We start from the raw sequence: 19,023 nt of genomic DNA, 5'->3' as shown, positions 1-19,023 counted from the left end.
GATGTATCTGGTCTGGCGGCATTGTAAGCCAAAAGCGCGGCGGCGGCCTCGCATTTCGACTAGCGTTCTTGTCCTCGATCAGGCCATCCTGGCGTCGTTCAGACTCAACTTTTCCACCATCGTCCTCCACATCAGGCATTTCTGGATTTTGCCGATGGCAGGCATCGGGGAAACAGCCGACAAGCTCGATATCGCGATGAGTCTTGCAATGGGTGATCCATCCCTGGCAAAAAGAACAGTGATGATTTCACGCCGCGTCTTCACTGTGCCCAAGCGACTCGCACGCGCCGCTCCCCGCGAAGACATTGCATTTTGCCACCCATCAGCCCTGGCGACCCTCCGCAATGCCTCAGTTGCTTGCCAGAGACACAGGATTCTCCCCCATTGCGACACAACGCCACTAGCTATCCGATATCAGCCGCGACTCCCTGAACGCCGCTTTCTCCATATGCATTTTCTCTTCTACAACACGAATGACTTAACCATTAAAAACAATAACTTATATCAGTAAACATACCAACTTGAATGAGCAGAATCAGACTCCATACTCACGTGGCAGTAAAGCATTCGCTCTGGCAGTCATGTTGCGCCGATAGGCAGCCATCGGCAGTAAGAAACACCCATGCTCCACGTCTCCAGCCATATCAGGAAACCGAAGCCGGATATTTCGATATCAAATGTGACCGCTAACGAATTCTGATTGACTCTCTGATTTGGAGATTGACATGAAGAAAACGACTCACTCCGTATTGATGGGCTTGGCCATACTTGGGAGCGCATCCCTGTTCAGCGTCGCTGCGCATGCCGCCACGGTGATAGGTCATGGCGGCAATTGTCTGGATGTCAGCGGAGGCGGCACGGCCAATGGCACCAATGTCCAGATGTGGCAATGCCAGCCCGGAAACGGCAATCAGCAATGGATACTCAGCCAAGGAAGAATCATTTGGGCAGGCACCAGCAAATGCCTGGATGTCTCCGGCGGAGGCACCGCCAACGGCACCAATGTCCAAATCTGGGATTGCCAAGCGGGCAACCGCAATCAGCAATGGTCGACCGACTCCAACTTTCCCGGCAGGATTGTCTGGGTCGGCGGCAAGTGCCTGGATGTCAGCGGCGGCGGGACCACGAACGGCACCAACGTTCAGGTATGGGATTGCATGTCAGGCAACGATAATCAAGTATGGGTAGTGCGATAAAGCGCTCAGGAGTCGTCAACGGCGGTCTGAGCTGCCGTCTCCTCCTATCCGCCAGATGCGGGACGCCTTCTGCGGTCCCGCATTCTTGACGCGGTGCGAACGCCTGGCGCCTGGCTCAGAACAAGGCGCGCAAGCCTCCTTCATCAACCTGCTCACTCAACAAAATGGCCGAGCCGTGCCCCTCACTCCACGCCATGATCCGACACATTGGCCCGCTGCCCGGAAACGCGCCTCCAGACAAATGACTGAATCCACGCGCCCCCCATTCGTCAATACCCTGCTGGCCCGCCTCGCCTAACGGGACACTCATTCCACGTATCGATCATGACTGGCCGCAGCGCTTGCCATGGCGGCTTTTCGGCAACGATGTCCTTAAAATCTTGAAGCAACAATTGACGATTACGTAAACGTAAATCAAGCTTTCAGCAAGCCGCGTGGGAAAAACGCTACAATCGCGCCTGTAAGGAAATCCATGAACCAAGCCGAACTATTCACCATCTCCGACCTGGCGCGCGAATTCGACGTCACCCTGCGCACCATCCGCTTCTATGAAGAACAGGGACTGATCGAGCCCCGGCGCGACGGGCGCCAACGCCTGTTCACCCGCCGCGACCGCGCCCGGCTGAGGCTGATCCTGCGCGGCAAGCGCATCGGCCTGTCGCTGGCGGAAATCCGCGAAATCATAGACATGTACCAGCTGGCCCACGACGAAGCCAGCCAGTCCCAGAAGCTGCTGGACCTGCTGCTGGCCCGGCGCCGCCAGCTGGAAGAACAGCGCCGCGACATCGACGCGGTGCTGGACGAGATCGGCGCGCTGGAAACGCACTGCCGCGGCGTGATCGCCAGCGGCGGCGCGGCAGCCTGACCCAAGGCATTATTGCATCGGCATTTTCGCTTCGGCAGAATGATGGACCCGATTCAGGAGATGCCGTCATGCCCAGCCCGTACACCGCCCCATACACGCTGCAACCGCTCACCCCCGAGCGCGCCGAGGCATTCTGGCAGTTGACGGACAGCGTGGCCAGAGAGCGGCGCTACATGCCATTTCTGGAAATCGCGCAAGCGGACTCGGCGGAATACGTGCGCAGCCAACTAGCCAGCCAAGCGCCGCATTTGTTGTTGCTGGACGGCAACCAGGTCGTCGGGTGGTGCGATGTCACCCCTCATCGCCTCCCCAGTTGTCAGCATGGCGGCACATTGGGCATGGGCTTGCTTCCCCGCTACCGCGGCATGGGCCTGGGCGGATGGTTGCTGGAAAGCACATTGCGCTTAGCGGAACAGCGCGGCCTCCGCCGTTTGGAGCTAACCGTGCATGAAGATAATCTCAACGCGATCAAGCTTTACGAAAAGCATGGTTTCCAACTGGAAGGCCGCAAGCGCAACGCCGTACGCATCGATAGCCGCTATAAGAACGTCCTGATGATGGCTCGCTTGAGCGCCGACGCCGCACCAGGCAATCCTCGAGCCTGAATTCCCATACAGTGGCGGCTTGCCGCCACGATCTCCGCCGGCAACCGACCGCGCAGATCAAGCTTCGCAGAAACTGTCCACCAGTATTTGTGACAGTCCATCAATCCCAATAGCAACCCGATGTCCGCACCAACATTAATAACAATGCTATTAATATTTCACTGCACTTCCATTTTCCCTGCGCCTGGAAAATACAGGCCACAGAACAAAACTAACACTTCCAATTAGCCTAGATAACATTACCAATAATTACATAGCACTCCGCGCCTGACTATCGAAGAGGCCATTACTCTCTTCCAACCCATCACGCATCAAAACACGCCCCTCAACTCCCAAACCATATCTTTCAATCACAAATCCAAGATCGAGTAAATTTTTCAGCCAATTTTTGGATTATTTCAGCTAAAAATTCGGCATGAATTTAGCTAACGATAAATGTAGCTTCTCGTTTTTCATTCAAAACTTTCAAAAAAATAAACCCAAAAATATACTCAAAAACCTGTCCTAGATAACAGGTTCACACCAAAGCAACGTGGTCGTATTATTTTCGAAAAAATGAAATGCTAATTTCATAAAAAATAAAATCAAACCCTTATCCGCATGATGTAACGCAAGAATAACGTTTAGTAGAACTGCAGGAGATTCGGAAATTGCAGACCCACGCATCAATGACGGACGCTATTTTATCTGCGCTGGAACATTCCCAGTCTGGCGCAGAGCGACACATCGCCATATTTGAGGAAAACGGCGAAGAAAAACGAATCTCCCATGCCGATCTGGCCCGCCGCGCGCTGGCCGTCGCCGCGGCTCTGCGCGAATTGGGCGCGTCACGCAACGATCTCGTCATCCTGGCGCTGCCCGCCTCCATCGACCACCTGCTGCTGCAAACCGGCTTAGCGCTGCTGGGCGCCCTGCCCTGCACCGTGCCGCTGCCGGGCCGGACGCAAGCCGACTCTTCGCGCAACCAGATTCATCTCGCCTGCCGGCTGTTCTCGCCGCGCCTGCTGATCGCTGTGCCGCCTCAGGCCGACATCCTGCGGCAGCAACTCGCCGGGCTGCCGGTGCGCGTGCTCTCCACTGCGGAGGTGGAGCTGGCAGCCGAGGCCGCCGGTTCGATCCAGCCTTTCCGCGCCGGCCCGGACGACGCCCACCACGTGCAGCTGACCTCCGGCTCCACCGGCCGCCCCAAAGCCGTGGTGTTGAGCCACCGCAACGTCATCGACAATGTGCGCGGCATCGGCGGCGTCGTCGGCTACGATCCGGCGCGCGGCGACGCCTCCGCCAGCTGGCTGCCGCTCTACCACGACATGGGCCTGGTCACGCTGCTGTCCAATCTTTACTACCAGGCGCCGCTGCTGCTGATGCAGCCGTCCGGCTTCATCCGCAACCCGCTGGGCTGGCTCAAGCGCATCGCCTCCTTCGGCGCCACCACCACGGCCACGCCCACCTTCGGCCTGCAATACTGCGTGCGCCGCTACCGCGCCGCGTCCATGCAGGACGTCGACCTCTCCTGCCTGCGCAACATCTTCATCGGCGCCGAGCGGGTCGACCTGGCTTGCCTGCAGGAATTTTCCCGGGTGTTCGAAGCGCACGGGCTGTCGCGTTCAGCGCTGCAGCCTTGCTACGGCATGGCGGAAACCACGCTGGCCGCCACCATGCATGACGCCACCGCCGGCTACGACCGCCAGTCGTTTTCCTATCTGATTCCCGACCGGATCGATTCCGACGCCCTCGTCGCCGAGGCCGTCGCCCGCCCCGCCGACGCGCGGACGCGCGCCGCGGAAACGGTGCTGGCGATGGGCAAGCCGATTCCCGGCATGTCGCTGCGCGTGGTCGACGCCAACGGCGCCGAGGCCGAAGCGCGCAAGATCGGCGAGATCCAACTGCGCGGCAGTTCGCTGATGTCCGGCTATCTTCCCGCCGAAGGGCAGAACGAGCCTTACCGGCCAGGCGAATGGTTCGCCACCGGCGACCTCGGCTATCTCGCCGATGGCCAGCTGTTCGTGCTCGGCCGGCAAAAGGAAATCATCATCATCCGCGGCAGCAACTATTTCCCCCACGAAATAGAAGACACGCTGGCCACCCACCCGCTGCTGGCAGGCGGCAACGCCATCGCCGCCACCGGCGTCTACGACGAAACCCAGGGCACCGAGAACCTGATCGCGATGATCGAGTTCGAGCGCGAAGACGAGCAGCCCGCGTTGCGCGCCGAACTGCAAGCCATGCTGCGCGAACGCTTCGGCTTCGGCGCCCACGCCATTGTCTTCGTCGCGAACGGCAGCCTGCCGCGCACCACCAGCGGCAAGCTGCAAAGGCTGAAATGCCGCGGCCTCTACATCGAGCGGGCCTTGCGCGGCGAGAATCAGGAAACGGCGACACCAGCCTGACCGCGGCACGCGCCCCCCTCCTTCACAATCGAACGGAAGCTTCATGCACACCACCACCCCGCTGGCGGACGGCGTCGCCGCGCCCGCCATCCCGGCCCCCGGCTTGCCCGAACTGGCCGCCCAGCCGGTCCTGCAACGGCTGCGCTGCTACGGCGAGCCTCCCGCCGGCCTCGCCGCCATCGTGGCCCGCGCCTCGGTGCGGCTGCTGGACTCCGACATGCTGATCCGGCAGACCGCGCAGCCATTCGCCGCGCCGGAAGCCAGCGCGCATGCACCGGTGCCGCTGGAACACCGCGAGCACGCGCTCAGCGAAAGCATTCTGGAACAGATACGCCGCGACGGCCTGGCTCCGCACTACAAACCCTTCATGCGCACCTTCGCCCGCATCCTGTTTTCACTGTTCCTGACGCCGGACCAGTACGACCGGGCCTGCGCATGCATAGACAGCGGCAACAATCTGCGCTTCCTGATGAGCGACGCCGGCGGCCCGACGCTGGGCAGCTGGCGCACCGTGGCCCAACCCGACGGCGACGGCTTCAAGCTGCGCATAGACAAGGTCTGGGGCATGTACGCCAACCTGAACGGCATGGCCATCGTCGCCGCCCGCACCCCGGGCAGCTTCTTCCCGTCGGCCTTCCTGGTCTGGCCCGAGCAATACGCGACGCTGCAGCGCAGCCTCTGCGGCGACAGCTTCCTCGACGACGTGGTGCAGCTGGGCGATGTGCGCGGCGAAGTGACAGTGGCTGCCGCCGACAAGCTGAAGGCCGGCGGTCCGGCGGCGCTGAACAAATACCTGACCACGGTGCGGCCCTTTCTGGTGCGCGCGCTGATGGCCCACGTCGAATGGCTGCACGGCCAGGGCCGGCTGCGGCTGGATGAGGACGCGCTCACGGCGCGCGACTTCATCGCCGCCGCCGCCCGCGCCAAGACTCAGGCGGGCAACTACGCCGCCGAGGACGTGCACAAGGTGCTGGCGCTGAAGTTCGCCTCCAACGAGCTGCTGCTGCATCTGGTCTCCAGCGGCGCCGTCGGGCGCTTCGCCGACCAGCGCGACCTGTTGGCCTTCACCAAGATGGAAGGCAGTTCCTACCGCTGCTACCACGAGCTGCGCGCCGCCGCGCGCGCTCAAAACGCCTGACCCCCTCAACAAGGAGAAACACCATGTCCGAAACCGTCAACACCCTGGAAATGCTGCGCAAGGAAACCGCCAAGATCCTGAACGTGGAAACCGTGGATACCCACGTCGGCCTCGGCGAGCTGGGCATCGACTCGCTGAACGTCGTCGAGCTGATCGTGTTCTGCGAGCAGCTGTACGGCTCGATCGACCCGGAGCAGCTGAACATCACCCAATTCACCACGCTGGAACAGCTGGACGCCCAGCTGCAGCAGCAGACCGTCTGATCGCCACGCCTAGGCCGGGGACCGCCATGACCGAACCGCAAATGCCGCCCGCATTCCGGGCCGACGTCGTCGCCTACCGCCAGACGGAAACGCCTTTCGTCTCGGCGTCGGCGCCCCTGGCCGAAGCGGCCGCCGAACTCGGCCGCCGCGCAGGCGCCGAGGCCAACCGCCATGCGGCGGGCGTCCGCATCGACGACTATGTCGTCACCTCGACCGTGCTGTCCCAGTACCTGGCCGACGACACCCCTGAAGCGGCGCGGTTCCGCCGGGGAATCGCCGACGCCTGCGGCCGCGAGCCGGACTGGATCACCAACGGCTACGAATGCACCGGCTGGGGCTACATCCTCCGCCACGTCAAAGAAAAGGCCAGCCTGACCGGCCCGCGCCGGCTGCTGCTGCAGATCGTCGACGTCGACATCCACAATTTCGCCTTCTGGCACCGCACCCGCCGCTGGGGCCGCTCCGGCTTCGGCATCGCCACGCTGCTGCTGGACATCCACCCGGACGGCGGCGACGGCGCGCTGCTGCTGGGCTCCGCGCCGCAAGCGCACGCGCTGACCATGATGGGCCGCGCGCTGGGCCGCTTCACCGAACCCCGCCCCGGCATACCGCTGGCGCTGCCCTTCTTCCCCGAAGCCACCCGCCATGCGCTGTTCAAGAGCTTCGACGCCGCCGCCGCCCACCCCGACCACTACCCGCGCTTCGGCCATGCCTTCGGCAGCGACCCGTGGCTGTCGCTGCTGGCGGAAATGGAGGCTGGAGAAGATTACGCCGGCGGGCGTTGCGTGCTGGCCTCGCTGGCGATGAACGGCTATTTCTCCATCGCCGAGCTGGCCTTCGCGCCGGACCTTCGCCACTCGCTGGAGGCCGCATGACACCGCAGCAAACCCTGGCGCTGCGCCTGACGCGCAACCCTGACCACGGCCGCGCCGCGCCGTGCGCCAGCGCCAATCTGCCGCTGCTGGAAACGCCGGATTACGCGCGCCGCCACGCCTACGCGCACGCCAACCCGGCGCCGGTGCTGGTCAACCACCGCCAGTACTACGCGCTGCTGGACCGGCTGGTCCGGCAAGCGTGGTCTGGACTGGGCGAGCGCTGCCGGCTGTTCGTGCAGCTGCGGCTGCCGGCGATGGACCTGGCGCTGCCTGCCTCGCTGCTGGACGCGCGGGTGACGGTGGGCGCCGGCCTGGCGCGGGAAGCCGCGCTGCGCTCCGGCTTCGATCCGGCGCCGGTAGCCTGGATCGCAGCCGAGCGCGTGCGCCGCGACCTGTGGGACGCCGGCGACAACACGCTGCGCCTGGCTTTCTGGAACGCAGGCCAGCCCGATCCGGCCGCCCTGCTCCTGCCCGCGCTGGACGCGCTGGCGCCCCGCTTTCTGGATCTGACCGACGGCGGCCCCGCCGCCGCCACGCGATAAAGGAATCGATATGCAAGCGACGCTAGAGACGCGGATGGATGCCGCTCAGCCGTATAAATGGAACTTCGCGCTGGACGCGTTCATGTCCGAAAACTACGACTTCGGCGACGACAGCCTGAACGCCATTTACCAGAAAGCCAAGGCCAACCAGTGGGACGTCAACACCGATCTCGACTGGAGCTGCGAGCTGAACGCCGACAACCCGCTGGGCATGCCGGACGGCACGCTGCTGATCTACGGCAGCGATGTCTGGAACAAGCTGGACGCCAAGGGCCGGGCCGAGGTGCGCCACCACTCCCAGGGCTGGACCCTGTCGCAGGTGCTGCATGGCGAACAGGCGGCGCTGATCTGCGCGTCCAAGCTGGCGGTGGCCGAGGAGAGCCTGTCGGCGCGGCTGTGCGCCGCCGGCCAGATCATGGACGAAGCCCGCCACATCGAGGCTTTCGGCCGCCTGGTCAACGACAAGCTGCCGATCAGCTATCCAATGAGCCAGTCGCTGAAGAGCCTGCTGGGCGACACCATCACCAGCAGCCATCTGGACATCACCAATCTCGGCATGCAGGTGCTGGTGGAAGGCATCGCGCTGTCGCTGTTCCAGAGCATCGTCGCCTACACCCAGGACCCGTTCATCCGCGACCTGGTCACCCGCATCCAGCGCGACGAGGCCCGCCACTTCGCCATCGGCCGCATCACGCTGTGCCGCCTCTACAAGGAGATGACGGACACCGAGCGCAAGGAGCGCGAGGAGTTCGTCGCCGAAGGCGCCAACACGTTGCACGAACACCTGTGCGCGGACGACATCTGGGAGCCGATGGGACTGTCGAAGAAGGAATGCGGACACCTGGTGCGGAACTCCCCGGTCACCAGCTCGATGCGCCGCTCCATCTTCCGCCGCCTGGTGCCCACCATACGCGAGATGGGCCTGCTCAGCCCGCGCGTGCAGCGGGTGTTCGAGCAGATGCAGGTGATGGACTACGCCGCCATGCCGCTGCCGGCCTAAGGAGGAAAACGCATGACAAGCATCGCCAGCATACCGGTCCAAATGGGCATCGCGGCCGCCGCCTACCATTTTCCCGGCGAGCTGCAGGACATCGAAGCCTGCGCCGGCCAGCACAATTGGCCGGATGCCCGCGTCCAGGCCATCATCCGCTCCGGCTGCCGCCACTTTCACGCCGCGCCCGACATCAACGAGGTCGAGCTGGCCGAACGCGCGATGGCGCGGCTGTTCGACGAAACCGGCCTCAAACCGGCCGACGTCGGCGCGGTGATCCATGTGCACACCCAGCTGTTCAGCGTGCCGGCCGCGCCGCGCAGCCTGCCGCTGGAGCTGGCTTCCCGCTTCGGCCTGCGGCCGTCGTGGGCCGGCTCGGTCAATCAGCTGAATTGCTCGTCCAACGCCGCGGCGATCCAGCTGGCCGGCGCGCTGATGGCCAGCCACGCCGAGCTGCGCCACGCCATCATCGTGTCGGTCGACCGCGTCTACGGCGAACGCTTCCGCCTGCGCCAGATGTCCGGCATCCAGAGCGACGGCGCCGCCTGCCTGCTGCTCAGCCGCGACTGCGGCCGCAACCGCATCGGCGCGCTGGAGCTGCGCAACTACGGCAAATGGCATCAGGGTTCGGACACCAATGCCGCGGTGGAGCGCGACATGATCAACCTGGAATGGCACTACACCCGCAAAGTGATGCAGCAAGCGGTGGCCGACAGCGGCGTGGCGCTGGAAGACTACGGCTGCCTGCTGCCGCACAACTCCGACCACAAGGGCTGGATCTCCATCTGCAAAGCGATGGACATCCCGCTGGACATCCTGCGCGCCGACAACATCCTGCTGAAGGGCCACGCCTGCTGCTCGGACCTGGCGGTCAATCTGGCCGACATCGGCCTGGCCGAAGTGGACGCCGGCCGCCACTTGCTCAGCGTCACCCAATCCAACAGCGGCGCCTTCTCCGCCCTCACCCTGCACCCGGTGGCCAGCCATGACGCGAACTGACGCCCTCTCCATCCCGCTGCCGGAAGACGACCAGGCCATCCAGTGGCTGTGGGATGTCAAGACCCCCGGCTACGTGTTCGACCCGTCCATCGTGCTGGCGCGCTACCGCAGGCTGCGCGAGCTGCTGGACACCGGGCTGATCGTGTCGCTGAAGGCCAATTCCAACCTGGAGCTGCTGACGCGCTGCGGCCACGGTTTTATCGACGGCGTGGAGCTGGCCAGCCTGGGCGAACTGGACCTCGCCGTCGGCCGGATAGCGGCGACCAAGTACATCAACAACCCCTCGATGGACGAGACCTTCATGCGCGCCGCGCTGGCCTCGCGCTGCGTCTTCATCATCGACAGCCTGGGCCAGGCCGAGCGGCTGGCCGGCCTGATGGGCAAGCAGCCGGCGCCGCAGACCGTGTTGCGGCTGAACGCGGCCGAACTGATGCCCGGCCGCCGCCGCGAGCCGGCCGACCATTTCGGCATGAGCCCGCAGGAAGCGCTGCTGGCAGCGGCGGCGCTGAGCCGCGCCGACGTGCCGGTGATCGGCCTGCACAGCTTCGCCGGCTCGCACCAGTTCCGCGTCGACGACAGCGGCGGCGACTCCGCCGACCTCGCCCATGCGCTGGCCGCCTTCGCCGCCGACGCGGCCGGTGCCACCGGCGCGCCGATCGAATTCCTCAACTGCGGCGGCGGCTTCGGCGAGCGCTTCCACGACGATGAAGCCGCCTTCGCCGCCTACCGCGAGCGGCTGGCCCCGCTGCGCCGCCGCTTCCGGCTGGTTCACGAATCCGGCCGCGGCATCTTCGCCGGCGCCGGCCTGTTCGCCACCCGCGTGCGCGCGGTGAAGACGCTGGGCGGCCGCGCGGTAGCCGTCTGCGACGGCGGCCTCAGCCACAACTTCCTGCTGGCCCGCACCGAATCCGCGATCAAGAAATACGCGCGCCCCCGGTTGCTGCGCCGCCAGCCGGCCGCCGACGGCGCGGCGACGGCTTCCGTGCAGTACGTCGGCAGCACCTGCAGCCGCGCCGACGTCATAGGCTGGCAGCCGGAAGCCATCGCCGCGCCCGCTGTCGGCGATCTGCTCATTTTCGAGCAATGCGGTGCCTACCATCCCAGCTACAGCGTCAGCGGCTTCCTGTCCCTGGGCCCCGCCGGGGCCTATATCCACCAGTCCGGAGCAAGCGAATGAACCGCGCCCGCGTCAGCCTCTATCATCTGCTGCAACTGAGCGCCGAGCGCCACGGCGGGCGGCCGGCCTTCGTCCAGGGCGACACGCGCGCGGACTACGCCCGGCTGCTGGCCGACGTCCGCGGCCATGCCGAGCGCCTGGCCGCCGCCGGCATCGAGCCCGGCGACCGGGTAGCGGTGTACGCCGGCAAGCAATACGACACCGTGGCGATGATGCTGGCCGTCAACGCCCGCGGCGCCATCCTGGTGCCGATCAACCCGCAACTGAAGCCGGCCCAGGTGCGCCACATCCTGCAGGACAGCGGCGCGCGCCTGCTGCTCAGCAGCGGCCCCCGGCTGCAGCGGCTCAAAGAGGCGCTGGACGGGCTGACGCTCGACGCCTGGCGGCTGGAAGCGCTGCCCGAGGCCTCGCTGGCGGCGCCGGAGCCGGCGGTGGTGGACAGCGATCCGGCCGCCATCCTGTACACCTCCGGCTCCACCGGCCGTCCCAAGGGCGTGGTGCTGTCGCAGCGTAACCTGGTGGCCGGCGCCGACAGCGTGTCGGCCTACCTGGGCCTGGCCGAAGACGACGTGATACTCGGCATCCTGCCGCTGAGCTTCGACGCCGGCCTCAGCCAGTTGAGCACCGCGCTGGCCAGCGCCGCCTGCTACGCGCCGCTGGACTTTTTGCAGCCCAACGAAGTGCCCGCCTTCTGCGAGCGCCACGGCGTCACCGCCATCACCGGCGTGCCGCCGCTGTGGATGCAGCTGATGGCCGCCGATTGGCCGGCGCAAACCGGCGCGCGCGTGCGCCGCTTCGCCAATACCGGCGGCCACATGCCGGGTCCGCTGCTGGACCGGCTGCGCCAGGCCTTTCCGCAAGCCAGGCCTTATCTGATGTATGGCCTGACCGAGGCCTTCCGCTCCACCTATCTGCAGCCGGAAGACGCCGCCTCGCGCCCCGGCTCCATCGGCAAGGCCGTGCCCAACGCCGACATCCGCGTGCTGCGGCCCGACGGCGGCGAATGCGCGCCGGGCGAGCCGGGCGAGCTGGTGCACCGCGGCGCCTTCGTCACGCTGGGCTATTGGAACGATCCGGAGCTGACCGCCCGCCGCTTCCGGCCATGGCAGGGTCCCCACGGCCAGATTCCGCGCGGCGACGTCGCCGTCTGGTCCGGCGACATCGTCTACCGCGACGACGAAGGCTATCTGTACTTCGTCACCCGCGGCGACGACATGATCAAGACCTCCGGCTACCGCGTCAGCCCCACCGAGGTGGAGGAGGTCCTGTTTTCCCACCCCGGCGTGCGCGAAGCGGCCGCCTTCGGCGTGCCGCATCCGATGCTGGGCGAGGCCATCGTCGTCAGCCTGCACGCGGCGGACGGCGTGGCCGAGGCCGATCTGCTCCGGCTGTGCCGGGAGCGGCTGCCCGGCTACATGACGCCGCAGCGCCTGGCCTTCCACGCCGGGCCGCTGCCGCGCAATCCCAACGGCAAGATAGACCGCAAAGAGCTGAAACAGCGGCTGATCGGCCTGTTCGCCTCCTCCTCCACCATCAACGGGTGACGCCATGCTCAGAATCCGCGCCATCGCCTCCGCCGTGCCGGAGCGCTCCGACTTCCACGGCGTGCAGGCCGCCGAACGCAACTTCGGCTACGGCCATCTGCTGTTCCCGTCCGCCGCCAGCGCGCTGCCGCGCGGCAAAGGCCGGCTGGACGAGAAGGAAAGCCTGCGGCTGATGCCCGGTTCCCCAGCCGCGCTGCCGGTGGCCGAAGCCAAGCTCAGCCACGCCGACCTGGCGCTGCAGGCCGTGGCCGCGCTGCGCGAGCAAGTCGCCGCAGAGGAGCTGGCCGCGGTCAGCCACATCGTCGTCGCCAGCGCCTCGCTGAACCAGCGCATCAACGAATCGGTGGCCGGCCGCGTCCAGCACGCGCTGGGCCTGGACGAGGCGCTGCCGTTCGCGGTCGGCCAGTCCGGCACCGCCGGCGCCTACAACGCGCTGCCCCTGGTCGACGCGCTGGTTCGGCTGGGCGGCCGCGTGCTGCTGGTGGCCACCGACAAATGGCTGTACCCGTTCTTCCGCGCCTGGGGCGATCTGGTGGCCTACGGCGACGGCGCGGCGGCGATGCTGCTGGACGGCGGCGAAGGCGGCTGGGGCGCCATCGAGTCCCACGCCGTCCACTACGGCGAAGCCATCGCCAATCCGTGGGCGCTCGCGCCGGACCGGCTGGCCGACCAGCTGCTGCCGCGGGCCCTGGCCGCCGCGCGCGCGGCGCTGGACAAGGCGCGCATCCGCCCGTCCGACATCGACTGCATGCTGCCGGCCGGTTTCGGCCCCGCCTTCGCCGCCCGCGTGGCCGACGAACTGGGCGTCGCGCCGGAACGCCGCATGGCGCGAGCGGGCAGCCATCTTTCCAACGCCGATCCGCTGCTGGCGCTGATGGAGCTGCGCGCCTCGCTGCGGCCCGGCCAGCAAGCCGCCGCCCTGCTGTGGGACGCCGCGCTGTGCGGCGTCTCCGGCGCCGTCGTGGCCAGGATTTCCGCCGCGGCCTGAACGCCAACAAGGAAAAACGATATGTCCGCTTACAAAGTCAGCCTGCGCGAGCTGCGCTTCTTCCTGTGGGAGCAGAACCAGGCCGCGCGCCGATTCCTGTCGCGCCCGCCGTTCGACAACCGCGACCGCGGCCATTACGACCTCCTGCTGGAGAAGGCGCGCGATTTCGCGCTGGACCTGGGCCGCGCCTACCAGGCATCCGACCGCCAGGAGTGCCGGCTGCTGGACAACGGCGAGGTGGAGATCCCGCGTGAATTCCACCCGCTGTGGCAACGCTACAAGCAGGAATGGGTGCCGGTGCTGGGCAATGGCGGCGACGTCCACCGCCCCGCCCTGCCGCCCATCGTCCGCCAGGCGATACAGGAAATGTTCATGGGCGCCAATCCGGCCTTCATGACCTACGGCGGCTTCAACCTGCCGGCGATCAAGCTGTTCCGCCTGCACGGCACGCCGGAGCAGAAGGCCGTCTACCTGGACAAATTGCAGCGCCACGAATGGGACGCCTGCTTCTGCGCCACCGAGGCCCAAGCCGGCAGCGACCTGACCGCGGTGAAGACGCTGGCCGAGCCGCTGCCGCAGGAAGGCGTCTACGCGGTGACCGGCGAGAAAGTGTTCATCTCGGCCGGCATGCACAGCCTGACCGACAACACCGTCTACTTCGTGCTCGGCCGCCTGGGCAACGCCGGCGGCAGCTCCTACTCGCTGTCCTGCCTGCTGGTGCCGCGCTTCTGGCCGAATCCGGAAACCGGCGAGCTGGAGGAAAACTTCGTCGAGTGCGCCGAACTGCCGGTCAAGATGGGCCTGAAGGGCTGCGCCAATACCCGGCTGGTCTTCGGCCGCCAGGGCGTCACCCGCGGCGCGCTCTTGGGCGGCCGCAAGAACGCCGGCCTGCTGCAGCTGATCCCGCTGATGAACCAGGCGCGCATCAGCACCGCGGTCATCGGCCTGGGCCTGGCCTCGTCGGCCTATCTGCACTCGGTGGAGTTCGCCGCCAAACGCCTGCAAGGCCGCGCGATCGAGCGCACCTCGGACAGCGGCGCGCCCAGCCTGCCTATCGCCGAGCACGGCGACGTGCAGCGGATGCTGTTGGAGATGAAAGCCCGCGTCGAAGGCTGCCGCGGCCTGTTGGGCAAGCTCACCGCCGCCTCCACCGAGGCCTTCGCGCTGGAGGCCGAGGCCGCGCCGGACGAGATGAAGGTGGAGAAACAGCGCAAGCTGGTCCAGCTGCTGACCCCGGTGTGCAAGGCCTTCGTCTCTGACCAGGCCTGGCGGATCTGCGAACTGGCGATACAGGTGCACGGCGGCATCGGCTACACCGACGCCTACCCGGTGGAGCAGAACGCGCGCGACGTGAAGATCCTGTCGATCTGGGAAGGCACCAACTACATCCAGGCGCAGGATCTGGTGCGCGACAAGCTGGGCTTCGGCCGCAACTCCCGCCTGATCAAATATCTGCGCGAGGAACTGGACGCCTTCCTGGAAAACGCCGACGCCTCCGCCGAATCGGCGCCGCTGTCGCGACAGCTGGACGAGGCGATGGCCGCCGTGGAAGCCGCGCTGGAGCGGATAGGCGAAGCCGTGCGCGACGGCCGCATGCGGGAGAGCAGCCAGTTCTACACCCGCTTCCTGGAAATGCTGGGCTATACCGTCGCCGGCTGGACGCTGCTGGAAGGCGCCCATCTCGCCGCGCGCGCGCTGGAGCGGGAGCTGCCGCAGACCGAGGCCGCCTTCTATCGCGGCAAGCTGAAAACCGCCCGCTACTTCTTCGCCAACATCCTGCCGACCGTGCACTTGCACGGCAGGATCATCGCCGACCTGCCGGCCGCGGCCATCGCCGTCGCCATCGACGAACTCGCCCAGGAGGACAGCCATGACGCAGACCGTCGCCACGCCGCCGTCTGAGGCAGCGCCGCAATCGCTGTTCGGCGGCCCCCGCACCTTGTACCGCGGAACGGACATCGACGGCGCCACCATCGAGCCCAACGAAGGCCTGTGGGTGCGCGGCAGCAATCTGAACGAACTGATAGGCGGCATCGATTTCGCCAGCGCGCTGTGGCGGGTGTGGTTCGGCGAGATGCCGGAACCCGCCGTCGCCGAATCGGTGGACGCCGCGCTCGCCGCCGTATCCGCGGCGCTAGTTGACGAAGCCGGCCAACCCGCCATCGCCGCGGCGCGGACGGTGGCGGCCAGCGGCGCCGGCATGGTGCAGGCCGCCGCCTGCGGCTTCCTGGCCGATCTGTCGGCGCTGGAGGACGTCGCCCGCGAACAGGCGGCCGTCAGCGGCCTGCCGGAGGACGAGGACTTTATCCAGGGCCTGGCCGCCATCGCCTGCGCGCCGGCCTTCCTGGCGGCGGCGCTGAGCGGCAGGGCCGAGTCCGGCGGCGGCCGCCACGCCGAGCGGGTACTGGCCGCGATGCGCGCCGTCCGCCGCGATGCAACCGCCATCCGCGTCGTCGACGCGCTGCTGGTGGCCTGGCACGCCGGCTTCGGCTACATCACGCCGACGGTGCTGGTGCCGCGCGTCGCCATCGGCACCGGCGTCACGCTGACGCAGGCGGTGGCGGCCGGCTTCATGGCCAGCGGCCCCAAGCACGTCGGCGCCGCCGAGGAGGCGCTGGCCTGGCTGAAAGCCATCGGCCCGGACGCCGGCGACGACGCGGTCCATGCCGCCGTCGACGCCGCGCTGGATTCGCCCGGCCAGCTGCTGTTCGGCTTCGGCCATCCGCTGTTCGTCGAAGACCCGCGCCCGCCGCATATCCGCGCTCTGTTCGCCGAATGGGGCTTCGAAGGCCCGCATATCCGGCTGTTCGACCTCGCCTGCCGCCGCGCGCTGGAGCGCAAGGGCCTGCGGCCCAACATCGACTTCATCACCGCCGCCGCGCTGCTGGACCTGGGCGTGGAAGAGCCGCGCTGGGGAGTCGGGCTGGGGCTGTGCGCCCGCGTCGCCGCGATGGTGGCGCACGCGATAGAGCGCCGCGACCGGCCCGCCTTCGGCGTCAGCAGCAAGGCGGCCCGGAAGTTGTTGGCCACCGTCCCCGTCGGCTGGCTTTGAACGCGACGAAGCCGCTCGCCACCCTGTTTGTTTAATTGGAGAAACCCGATGCTACTGAAAAACCTCCGCCCCGCCGACGAATACGACCGTTTCGCCTCGCAGGCGCTGGAGCCGTGGGACGTGCTTTTCGTCGCCCGCATCCGCCAGCTGGCCCGCGACATGGCGCCCGGCGCGCTGGTCGACATCGGCACCGCCACCGCCGTGGTGCCGGTGCGCCTGGCCGCCGACCCGGTGTTCAAGGACTGGCGCTTCGTCGGCCTGGACCTGGACGAAACCATGTTGGACGGCGGCCGCCCGCGCATAGCCGAGCTGGGTTTGGAAGGCGTGATCGAGCTGAAAGTCGGCGACGCGCAGAACCTGCCGTTCGCCGACGGCAGCCTGGCGATGGCGGTCAGCCGCGCCACGCTGCACCATCTGCCGGACAAGCTCAAGAGCCTGACCGAAATGTACCGCGTGCTGCAGCCGGGCGGCATCGGCCTGGTGCACGACATGCGCCGCGACGTGTCGCCGGCGCTGCTGGAGAAATTCACCCAGATGCGCGCCGCCGTCGGCTACCCGCCCACCCACGTCGAAGAGAAGGTGACGCTGGACGAGGCGCGCGCGCTGGTGGCCGAGGCCGGCCTCGCCGACTGCAGCGCGGTGACCAGCCCCGGCATCGGCCTGGGCGCGCTGGGCTTCGAAATCCTGATCCGCAAGCCGCTGCCGGCCTGAAGCGAGGAGACGACGATGGAACACGCCGCCGATGCCGATCCGCGCTGCGGGCTGGGTCTGCAACACGACCCGAGGGTGGAGTGCCGCCCGCTGTCGCCGTGGCGGATGCCGCTGCTGATCACGCCCAGGGAGCAAGCGCTGCGCGACAGCCCGGCCGCGGTCGCCGACTGGTACCGCGGCAGCCTGGCGGCGCTGGAGCAGGCGCTGCTGGAATACGGCAGCCTGCTGCTGCGCGGCTTCGCGCTGCGCGACACCGCCGATTTCCAGGCCATCGCCGGGCTGCATCCGGAGCACGCCTTCGGCTATATCGGCGGCGCCACGCCGCGCCGCAATATAGACGGCAAGGTCTACGAGTCCACCCGCATTCCCCCCTCGCTGAAGATAGGGTTGCACCAGGAAAAGGCCTATATGGCGCACTATCCGCGCAAACTGGCTTTCTTCTGCAAACAGCCGTCGGACAGCGGCGGCGAGACCGTGATCTGCGATATGCGGGCGGTGACGCGGCGGCTGCCGCCCGAGCTGGTGGAGCGTTTCCGCGCGCGCGGCATCCAGTACCTGCGCAATTTCCGCCGCCCGAGCGCCGACGGCGAGCCGCGCAACTCCACGCTGCGCGAATACCACCGGCCTTGGGACGACGTGTTTCAGAGCGACGATCCGGCCCGCATCGAACAGCTGTGCCGCGACACCGATCTGGACTACCGCTGGCTGGACGACGGCAGCCTGACCGTATCCCACGTCGGCGGCGCCACCGCGCGCCATCCGGCCACCGGCGAGGAAATCTGGTTCAACCAGCTGTCCACCCAGCACAACAACGCGCGCTCGATGGGCGCGGCCGGCTACGAATACATCCGGCTGCTGTACCGCGACCGGCCCGCGCGGCCGTACGAGGTGCGTATGGGCGACGGCGAGGCCATCGCGCCGGAAGACCTGGCGCCGGTCTACGACGCGCTGGAGGCCGAGGAAATCGCCTTCCCCTGGCAGCGCGGCGACCTGCTGCTGCTGGACAACATCGCCGTCGCCCATGGCCGCAATCCATTCAAGGGTCCGCGCGAAATCCAGGTCGCGCTGTTCGACTGAACCCATTGCGAGGAGATCCATGTCCATCCGCCAACTGAGCCGTTCCTATCTGATCCACGCCGCCGCCTTCGCGCCGGCGATCGCCTTCCTGCTCTGGGGCCGCTTCGGCCCCGGCGACGCCGGCGCGCGCTGGTCCGCCGCCTACCTCGCCGGCGGCCTGCTGGCGCTGCCGCACTCGGCCTGGCTGCTTAAGCGGCGAGCCGGCAGCTGGATCGCGCTCGGCGTCGATCTCTACCTGGCGATAGGCGGACTGCTGGCCCTGGCCTCGGCCCAGGCGGTCGACCAGTGGGGACGCGGCTACGGCGCAGCCCCGGCGCTGGCCTCGGTGTTCGCCACCGGCCTCGCCGCCACGCTGTTGTCGCCGCTCGGCTTCATCGGCGAGCCGCATCCGGACCCGGAGCAGGTGCGGCGGGTGTCAGCCTGGCTGCTGCTGGCTTCCGGCCTCGCCGCCGGCGTCGCGCTGTGGCTGCGCGCCGATCCGCTGCTGGGCGGCGTCGCCCCGGTGCTGGCGGTGCTGCTGATCCGCGGCCGGCTGGCGCAACAGCTGGCGCTGGCGAGGTAGGCGCGATGGACGCCGCCCTGCTCGCCCCCGCCGCCGGACTGGCTGCCTTCC

Annotated in this window: 19 protein-coding genes; all 19 read left to right on the top strand. The window is 67.1% G+C overall.

Going from position 1 to position 19,023, the window contains the following annotated elements:
* Position 1: 1 nt before the first annotated feature.
* The 19 genes from VL52_RS24470 (at position 2) to VL52_RS09035 (ending at position 18,972) form a co-directional block, all read left to right on the top strand.
* On the top strand, positions 2-511 hold the full coding sequence (locus tag VL52_RS24470; protein WP_144410199.1) for a hypothetical protein: 510 nt from the start codon (positions 2-4) through the stop codon (positions 509-511).
* A 214-nt stretch (positions 512-725) separates the two neighbouring features.
* Positions 726-1,196: an RICIN domain-containing protein gene (locus VL52_RS09125; RefSeq protein ID WP_081665967.1), complete on the top strand. Its 471-nt coding sequence runs from the start codon at positions 726-728 to the stop codon at positions 1,194-1,196.
* A gap of 472 nt (positions 1,197-1,668) precedes the next feature.
* Positions 1,669-2,061 (top strand): MerR family transcriptional regulator, encoded by a 393-nt coding sequence (locus VL52_RS09115; RefSeq protein WP_046156740.1) that lies wholly within the window; start codon positions 1,669-1,671, stop codon positions 2,059-2,061.
* Positions 2,062-2,129: 68 nt separating this feature from the next.
* Positions 2,130-2,666, top strand: coding sequence for a GNAT family N-acetyltransferase (locus VL52_RS09110; RefSeq protein ID WP_046156739.1), 537 nt, complete (start codon positions 2,130-2,132; stop codon positions 2,664-2,666).
* Positions 2,667-3,334: 668 nt separating this feature from the next.
* Positions 3,335-5,053, top strand: a complete 1,719-nt coding sequence (locus tag VL52_RS09105; RefSeq protein ID WP_046156738.1) for an AMP-binding protein — start codon at positions 3,335-3,337, stop codon at positions 5,051-5,053.
* Positions 5,054-5,096: 43 nt separating this feature from the next.
* Positions 5,097-6,191: a hypothetical protein gene (locus VL52_RS09100; RefSeq protein ID WP_046156737.1), complete on the top strand. Its 1,095-nt coding sequence runs from the start codon at positions 5,097-5,099 to the stop codon at positions 6,189-6,191.
* Between the two features lie 23 nt (positions 6,192-6,214).
* Positions 6,215-6,454 carry an acyl carrier protein gene (locus tag VL52_RS09095; RefSeq protein ID WP_046156736.1) on the top strand — a complete coding sequence of 80 codons (240 nt, stop codon included), beginning with the start codon at positions 6,215-6,217 and terminating at the stop codon, positions 6,452-6,454.
* A gap of 26 nt (positions 6,455-6,480) precedes the next feature.
* Positions 6,481-7,329 carry a hypothetical protein gene (locus tag VL52_RS25190; RefSeq protein ID WP_046156735.1) on the top strand — a complete coding sequence of 283 codons (849 nt, stop codon included), beginning with the start codon at positions 6,481-6,483 and terminating at the stop codon, positions 7,327-7,329.
* A complete protein-coding gene (locus tag VL52_RS09085) occupies positions 7,326-7,871 on the top strand; it encodes a hypothetical protein (protein WP_052729230.1) in 546 nt (181 codons plus the stop codon). The genes VL52_RS25190 and VL52_RS09085 overlap by 4 nt, the downstream gene beginning before the upstream one ends.
* Before the next feature lie 10 nt (positions 7,872-7,881).
* A complete protein-coding gene (locus tag VL52_RS09080) occupies positions 7,882-8,871 on the top strand; it encodes a ferritin-like domain-containing protein (protein ID WP_046156734.1) in 990 nt (329 codons plus the stop codon).
* A 12-nt stretch (positions 8,872-8,883) separates the two neighbouring features.
* Positions 8,884-9,861 (top strand): beta-ketoacyl-[acyl-carrier-protein] synthase family protein, encoded by a 978-nt coding sequence (locus VL52_RS09075; RefSeq protein WP_046156733.1) that lies wholly within the window; start codon positions 8,884-8,886, stop codon positions 9,859-9,861.
* The gene (locus VL52_RS09070; protein ID WP_046156732.1) at positions 9,848-11,038 is read left to right on the top strand and encodes a type III PLP-dependent enzyme domain-containing protein; all 1,191 of its coding nucleotides are present in this window, start codon (positions 9,848-9,850) and stop codon (positions 11,036-11,038) included. Before VL52_RS09075 ends, VL52_RS09070 begins: the two co-directional genes overlap by 14 nt.
* Positions 11,035-12,582, top strand: coding sequence for an acyl-CoA ligase (AMP-forming), exosortase A system-associated (locus VL52_RS09065; RefSeq protein WP_046156731.1), 1,548 nt, complete (start codon positions 11,035-11,037; stop codon positions 12,580-12,582). The genes VL52_RS09070 and VL52_RS09065 overlap by 4 nt, the downstream gene beginning before the upstream one ends.
* A 4-nt stretch (positions 12,583-12,586) precedes the next feature.
* Positions 12,587-13,570, top strand: a complete 984-nt coding sequence (locus VL52_RS09060) for a hypothetical protein (protein ID WP_046156730.1) — start codon at positions 12,587-12,589, stop codon at positions 13,568-13,570.
* Positions 13,571-13,591: 21 nt separating this feature from the next.
* The gene (locus VL52_RS09055) at positions 13,592-15,472 is read left to right on the top strand and encodes an acyl-CoA dehydrogenase family protein (protein WP_046156729.1); all 1,881 of its coding nucleotides are present in this window, start codon (positions 13,592-13,594) and stop codon (positions 15,470-15,472) included.
* Positions 15,441-16,622 (top strand): citrate/2-methylcitrate synthase, encoded by a 1,182-nt coding sequence (locus VL52_RS09050; protein ID WP_046156728.1) that lies wholly within the window; start codon positions 15,441-15,443, stop codon positions 16,620-16,622. The genes VL52_RS09055 and VL52_RS09050 overlap by 32 nt, the downstream gene beginning before the upstream one ends.
* A 48-nt stretch (positions 16,623-16,670) precedes the next feature.
* Entirely contained in the window at positions 16,671-17,333 is a 663-nt protein-coding gene (locus VL52_RS09045; RefSeq protein WP_046156727.1) for a class I SAM-dependent methyltransferase, read from the top strand.
* 15 nt (positions 17,334-17,348) lie between these two features.
* Positions 17,349-18,410, top strand: coding sequence for a TauD/TfdA family dioxygenase (locus tag VL52_RS09040; RefSeq protein WP_046156726.1), 1,062 nt, complete (start codon positions 17,349-17,351; stop codon positions 18,408-18,410).
* Positions 18,411-18,429: 19 nt separating this feature from the next.
* Entirely contained in the window at positions 18,430-18,972 is a 543-nt protein-coding gene (locus VL52_RS09035; RefSeq protein WP_046156725.1) for a hypothetical protein, read from the top strand.
* The last annotated feature ends 51 nt before the right edge of the window (positions 18,973-19,023 follow it).

Origin of the sequence: Chromobacterium vaccinii (assembly GCF_000971335.1) — a bacterium.
Taxonomy (GTDB): domain Bacteria; phylum Pseudomonadota; class Gammaproteobacteria; order Burkholderiales; family Chromobacteriaceae; genus Chromobacterium; species Chromobacterium vaccinii.
Note: the sequence above shows the minus strand (reverse complement) of the source record. Positions and strands in the feature narration are given on the sequence as shown.